Below are 4794 nucleotides of genomic sequence, written 5' to 3'. Positions count from 1 at the left end.
GTCCACAGTTCTACTTCCGTACAACTGACGTGACCGGTACCATCGAACTGCCAGAAGGCGTTGAGATGGTAATGCCAGGCGACAACATCAAGATGGTTGTGACTCTGATCCACCCAATCGCGATGGATGACGGTCTGCGTTTCGCAATCCGTGAAGGCGGCCGTACCGTTGGCGCGGGCGTTGTTGCTAAAGTTCTGGGCTAATTAATTATCCCCGAATAAAAAAAGGACGCTTCGGCGTCCTTTTTTGTTTTCTGCCGCTCAGGCATTGTCACAAAATTACGCATTCTTTGCCTGCTCCCGCCCCGTATTGTGGCGTTTGTGCTATTGTAATCATAACCATTCTCACTTACACTTTGCGCATAATTTGAACGGGAGTCTCTATGTACGTTTGTTTATGTAATGGTGTAAGCGACAAGAAAATACGTCAGGCCGTTCGTCAGTTTCAGCCTCAGTCATTTCAGCAGCTACGCAAATTTGTTCCAGTGGGAAATCAATGCGGTAAATGTGTACGTGCTGCGCGAGAGATCATGCAGGACGAATTGATGCAGATCCCGGAATACAAAGAGATCGCGTAAGCGCCCATCTTTTTTTTGACATCCCTGTAGCCCGATCTACGCTTCAATGAGTGGAAGCGGAGGGACTATATAATGAAAGGTGATGTTAAAATCATAAGTTATCTCAATAAATTATTGGGAAATGAGCTTGTCGCAATTAACCAGTACTTTCTTCACGCGAGAATGTTCAAAAACTGGGGGCTTAAACGTCTGAACGACGTTGAGTACCATGAATCGATCGATGAAATGAAGCACGCTGATAAATATATCGAGCGTATTTTATTCCTTGAAGGCATTCCAAACCTGCAGGATCTTGGAAAGCTGGGCATCGGAGAAGATGTCGAAGAGATGCTGCGTTCCGACCTCAGGCTGGAACTTGAAGGTGCCAAAGATCTCCGTGAAGCCATTGCCTATGCCGACAGCGTACATGACTACGTCAGTCGCGATATGATGATTCAGATCCTGGCCGATGAAGAAGGTCATATTGACTGGCTGGAAACGGAGCTGGATCTGATTGCTAAAATCGGTCTGCAGAACTACCTTCAGTCGCAGATTAAAGTGGAAGAGTAACCACCGTCTTCCAGCCTACGCATAAACCCGCTGCTGCCAGAAATGGCCCAAAAGGCAGTGGGTTTTTTAATGCTCCCTTATCGCCGGGGAGTAACGAAAACACAAGAATGCAAAGTAGCGCCATAAGCGCAGCGAGTAACGCCAGCGCAGGCAACATGCACCAGCCATGCCACGCACCAAGCGCCGCCAGGTATTTTACATCACCATATCCCATCCCTTCACGCCGGCAGATAAACCGATATCCCCAGTAAATAACGGCAAAGCTGATATATCCAGCCATCGCACCTACCACGGCACTCGGCAGAAAATCAGGTTGGACGCAGAGTTGAAAGAGCAGGCCCGCCCATAGCAGCGGGCAGAGAAATTTATCAGGAAGTAGTCCGTAGCGAATATCTGCACGGACCAGAAAGGCAGTCAGCGAAAAATAGACCAGCAAAAAGGGGAGGATGGTTAACATGGAAAAGGCCTCAAAAGGGTTTGAGCGCATCCTCGCTATGATCGGCCTGGTCGGCAATCTCCAAAAACGACAATTGCGTAGGGGCTCGAGACAAAGTATTGGGAAGGGATACATTGCGTAAAAAGTTGCGCGCCCTTACGCATACTGCGCCTCTGGCGCTTAATTTCTAAACGGCACTTGCGTCTTGCCCAGATTTACGTATAATGCGCGGGCTTGTCGTAATTGACGGCGGGTTCAATCAGAACCAGAGTAGCTCATTTTGTTACTCAACAATGCTCCCAATTGGGGAGCTACGTAAGAACGGTTACACTCTCCCATCAATCGTAATGGGTTTGAGGAGTAATCATTTTCGTTTATAAAATAATTGGAGCTCTGGTCTCATGCAGAACCAAAGAATCCGTATCCGCCTTAAAGCGTTTGATCATCGTCTGATCGATCAATCAACCGCGGAAATCGTCGAGACTGCTAAGCGCACTGGTGCGCAAGTCCGTGGTCCGATCCCGCTGCCGACCCGCAAAGAGCGCTTCACCGTTCTGATCTCTCCGCACGTCAACAAAGACGCGCGTGATCAGTACGAAATCCGCACTCACAAGCGTCTGGTTGACATCGTTGAGCCAACTGAAAAAACCGTTGATGCTCTGATGCGTCTGGATCTGGCTGCCGGTGTAGACGTGCAGATCAGCCTGGGTTAATCAGGTCATCGAGCGATTGAGAGGTTGATACAATGATTGGTTTAGTCGGTAAAAAAGTGGGCATGACCCGCATCTTCACTGAAGATGGCGTTTCAATCCCAGTAACCGTAATCGAAGTTGAAGCAAACCGCGTTACCCAGGTTAAAGATCTGGCTAACGATGGCTACCGCGCTGTTCAGGTGACCACTGGTGCTAAAAAAGCTAACCGTGTAACCAAACCAGAAGCGGGTCACTTCGCTAAAGCTGGCGTAGAAGCTGGCCGTGGTCTGTGGGAATTCCGTCTTGCTGAAGGCGAAGAGTTCACCGTAGGTCAGGACATTAGCGTTGAGCTGTTTGCTGACGTTAAAAAAGTTGACGTAACCGGTACCTCTAAAGGTAAAGGTTTTGCTGGTACCGTTAAGCGCTGGAACTTCCGTACCCAGGACGCTACCCACGGTAACTCCTTGTCTCACCGCGTTCCGGGTTCTATCGGTCAGAACCAGACTCCGGGCAAAGTGTTCAAAGGCAAGAAAATGGCAGGTCAGCTGGGTAACGAACGTGTGACCGTTCAGAGCCTGGACGTAGTACGTGTTGACGCTGAGCGCAACCTGCTGCTGGTTAAAGGTGCAGTTCCGGGTGCAACCGGTAGCGACCTGATCGTTAAACCAGCTGTGAAGGCGTAAGGGGATAGCAATGGAATTAGTATTGAAAGACGCGCAGAGCGCGCTGACTGTTTCCGAAACTACCTTCGGTCGTGATTTCAACGAAGCGCTGGTTCACCAGGTTGTTGTTGCTTATGCAGCTGGTGCTCGTCAGGGTACTCGTGCTCAGAAGACTCGTGCTGAAGTAACTGGTTCTGGCAAAAAGCCATGGCGCCAGAAAGGTACCGGCCGTGCGCGTTCAGGTTCTATCAAGAGCCCGATCTGGCGTTCAGGTGGCGTGACCTTCGCTGCGCGTCCACAGGACCACAGTCAAAAAGTTAACAAAAAGATGTACCGCGGCGCGCTGAAAAGCATCCTGTCCGAACTGGTACGTCAGGATCGTCTGATCGTTGTCGAGAAGTTCTCTGTTGAAGCGCCTAAAACTAAGCTGCTGGCACAGAAACTGAAAGACATGGCTCTGGAAGATGTGCTGATCATCACCGGTGAGCTGGACGAGAACCTGTTCCTGGCCGCACGTAACCTGCACAAGGTTGACGTACGCGATGCGACTGGTATCGACCCGGTTAGCCTGATCGCCTTCGACAAAGTCGTAATGACTGCTGATGCTGTTAAGCAAGTTGAGGAGATGCTGGCATGATTCGTGAAGAACGTCTGCTGAAGGTGCTTCGCGCACCGCACGTTTCTGAAAAAGCGTCTACTGCGATGGAAAAAACAAACACCATCGTTCTCAAAGTTGCTAAAGACGCGACCAAAGCAGAGATCAAAGCTGCTGTGCAGAAACTGTTTGAAGTCGAAGTCGAAGTCGTTAACACCCTGGTAGTTAAAGGGAAAGTTAAACGTCACGGACAGCGTATCGGTCGTCGTAGCGACTGGAAAAAAGCTTACGTCACCCTGAAAGAAGGCCAGAATCTGGACTTCGTTGGCGGCGCTGAGTAAGTCGGAGGAGTAATACAATGGCAGTTGTTAAATGTAAACCGACATCTCCGGGTCGTCGCCACGTAGTTAAAGTGGTTAACCCTGAGCTGCACAAGGGCAAACCTTTTGCTCCGTTGCTGGAAAAAAACAGCAAATCCGGTGGTCGTAACAACAATGGCCGTATCACCACTCGTCACATCGGTGGTGGCCACAAGCAGGCTTATCGTATTGTTGACTTCAAACGCAACAAAGACGGTATCCCAGCAGTTGTTGAACGTCTTGAGTACGATCCGAACCGTTCCGCGAACATCGCGCTGGTTCTGTACAAAGACGGCGAACGCCGTTACATCCTGGCCCCTAAAGGCCTGAAAGCTGGCGACCAGATTCAGTCTGGCGTTGATGCTGCAATCAAAGCAGGCAACACCCTGCCGATGCGCAATATCCCGGTTGGTTCTACCGTTCATAACGTAGAAATGAAACCAGGTAAAGGCGGTCAGCTGGCACGTTCCGCTGGTACTTACGTTCAGATCGTTGCTCGTGATGGTGCTTATGTCACCCTGCGTCTGCGTTCTGGTGAAATGCGTAAAGTCGAAGCAGACTGCCGCGCTACTCTGGGCGAAGTTGGCAATGCTGAGCATATGCTGCGCGTTCTGGGTAAAGCAGGTGCTGCACGCTGGCGTGGTGTTCGTCCTACCGTTCGCGGTACTGCGATGAACCCAGTCGACCACCCACATGGTGGTGGTGAAGGTCGTAACTTTGGTAAGCACCCGGTAACTCCGTGGGGCGTTCAGACCAAAGGTAAGAAGACCCGCAGCAACAAGCGTACTGATAAATTTATCGTACGTCGCCGTAGCAAATAATTTTAGAGGATAAGCCATGCCACGTTCTCTCAAGAAAGGTCCTTTTATTGACCTGCACTTGCTGAAGAAGGTAGAGAAAGCGGTGGAAAGCGGAGACAAGAAG

Annotated in this window: 8 protein-coding genes and 2 pseudogenes; 9 read left to right on the top strand and 1 reads right to left on the bottom strand. The window is 50.3% G+C overall.

What is annotated here, in order from left to right; translation table 11 throughout:
* The 3 genes and pseudogenes from tuf to bfr form a co-directional block, all read left to right on the top strand.
* Positions 1-203 (top strand): annotated as a pseudogene (gene tuf / locus NUX24_RS21625) (elongation factor Tu); the annotation flags it as partial.
* A 179-nt stretch (positions 204-382) separates the two neighbouring features.
* Entirely contained in the window at positions 383-577 is a 195-nt protein-coding gene (bfd, locus tag NUX24_RS21620) for a bacterioferritin-associated ferredoxin (RefSeq protein WP_008503493.1), read from the top strand.
* 72 nt (positions 578-649) lie between these two features.
* Positions 650-1126, top strand: coding sequence for a bacterioferritin (bfr, locus tag NUX24_RS21615; RefSeq protein ID WP_008503492.1), 477 nt, complete (start codon positions 650-652; stop codon positions 1124-1126).
* Here the strand turns inward: bfr and NUX24_RS21610 are convergent.
* Positions 1110-1583, bottom strand: coding sequence for an A24 family peptidase (locus NUX24_RS21610; RefSeq protein WP_047652860.1), 474 nt, complete (start codon positions 1581-1583; stop codon positions 1110-1112). The genes bfr and NUX24_RS21610 overlap by 17 nt on opposite strands.
* A 380-nt stretch (positions 1584-1963) precedes the next feature.
* On the opposite strand from NUX24_RS21610, the gene rpsJ reads away from it, so the two are divergent.
* The 6 genes and pseudogenes from rpsJ to NUX24_RS21580 all read left to right on the top strand — a co-directional run.
* Positions 1964-2275 (top strand): 30S ribosomal protein S10, encoded by a 312-nt coding sequence (rpsJ, locus tag NUX24_RS21605; protein WP_001181005.1) that lies wholly within the window; start codon positions 1964-1966, stop codon positions 2273-2275.
* 32 nt (positions 2276-2307) lie between these two features.
* Positions 2308-2937 carry a 50S ribosomal protein L3 gene (gene rplC, locus NUX24_RS21600; protein ID WP_006178923.1) on the top strand — a complete coding sequence of 210 codons (630 nt, stop codon included), beginning with the start codon at positions 2308-2310 and terminating at the stop codon, positions 2935-2937.
* A gap of 10 nt (positions 2938-2947) precedes the next feature.
* Positions 2948-3553 (top strand): 50S ribosomal protein L4, encoded by a 606-nt coding sequence (gene rplD, locus NUX24_RS21595; RefSeq protein ID WP_000424395.1) that lies wholly within the window; start codon positions 2948-2950, stop codon positions 3551-3553.
* Entirely contained in the window at positions 3550-3852 is a 303-nt protein-coding gene (gene rplW / locus NUX24_RS21590) for a 50S ribosomal protein L23 (protein ID WP_000617546.1), read from the top strand. Before rplD ends, rplW begins: the two co-directional genes overlap by 4 nt.
* Before the next feature lie 17 nt (positions 3853-3869).
* Positions 3870-4691 (top strand): 50S ribosomal protein L2, encoded by an 822-nt coding sequence (rplB, locus tag NUX24_RS21585; RefSeq protein WP_000301859.1) that lies wholly within the window; start codon positions 3870-3872, stop codon positions 4689-4691.
* Between the two features lie 16 nt (positions 4692-4707).
* Positions 4708-4794: pseudogene (locus tag NUX24_RS21580) on the top strand (30S ribosomal protein S19); the annotation flags it as partial.

The sequence above is a fragment of the Enterobacter sp. HG048 genome (assembly GCF_024702055.1).
GTDB lineage: Bacteria > Pseudomonadota > Gammaproteobacteria > Enterobacterales > Enterobacteriaceae > Enterobacter > Enterobacter dykesii.
This window is presented reverse-complemented; position numbering and strand designations above follow the sequence as displayed.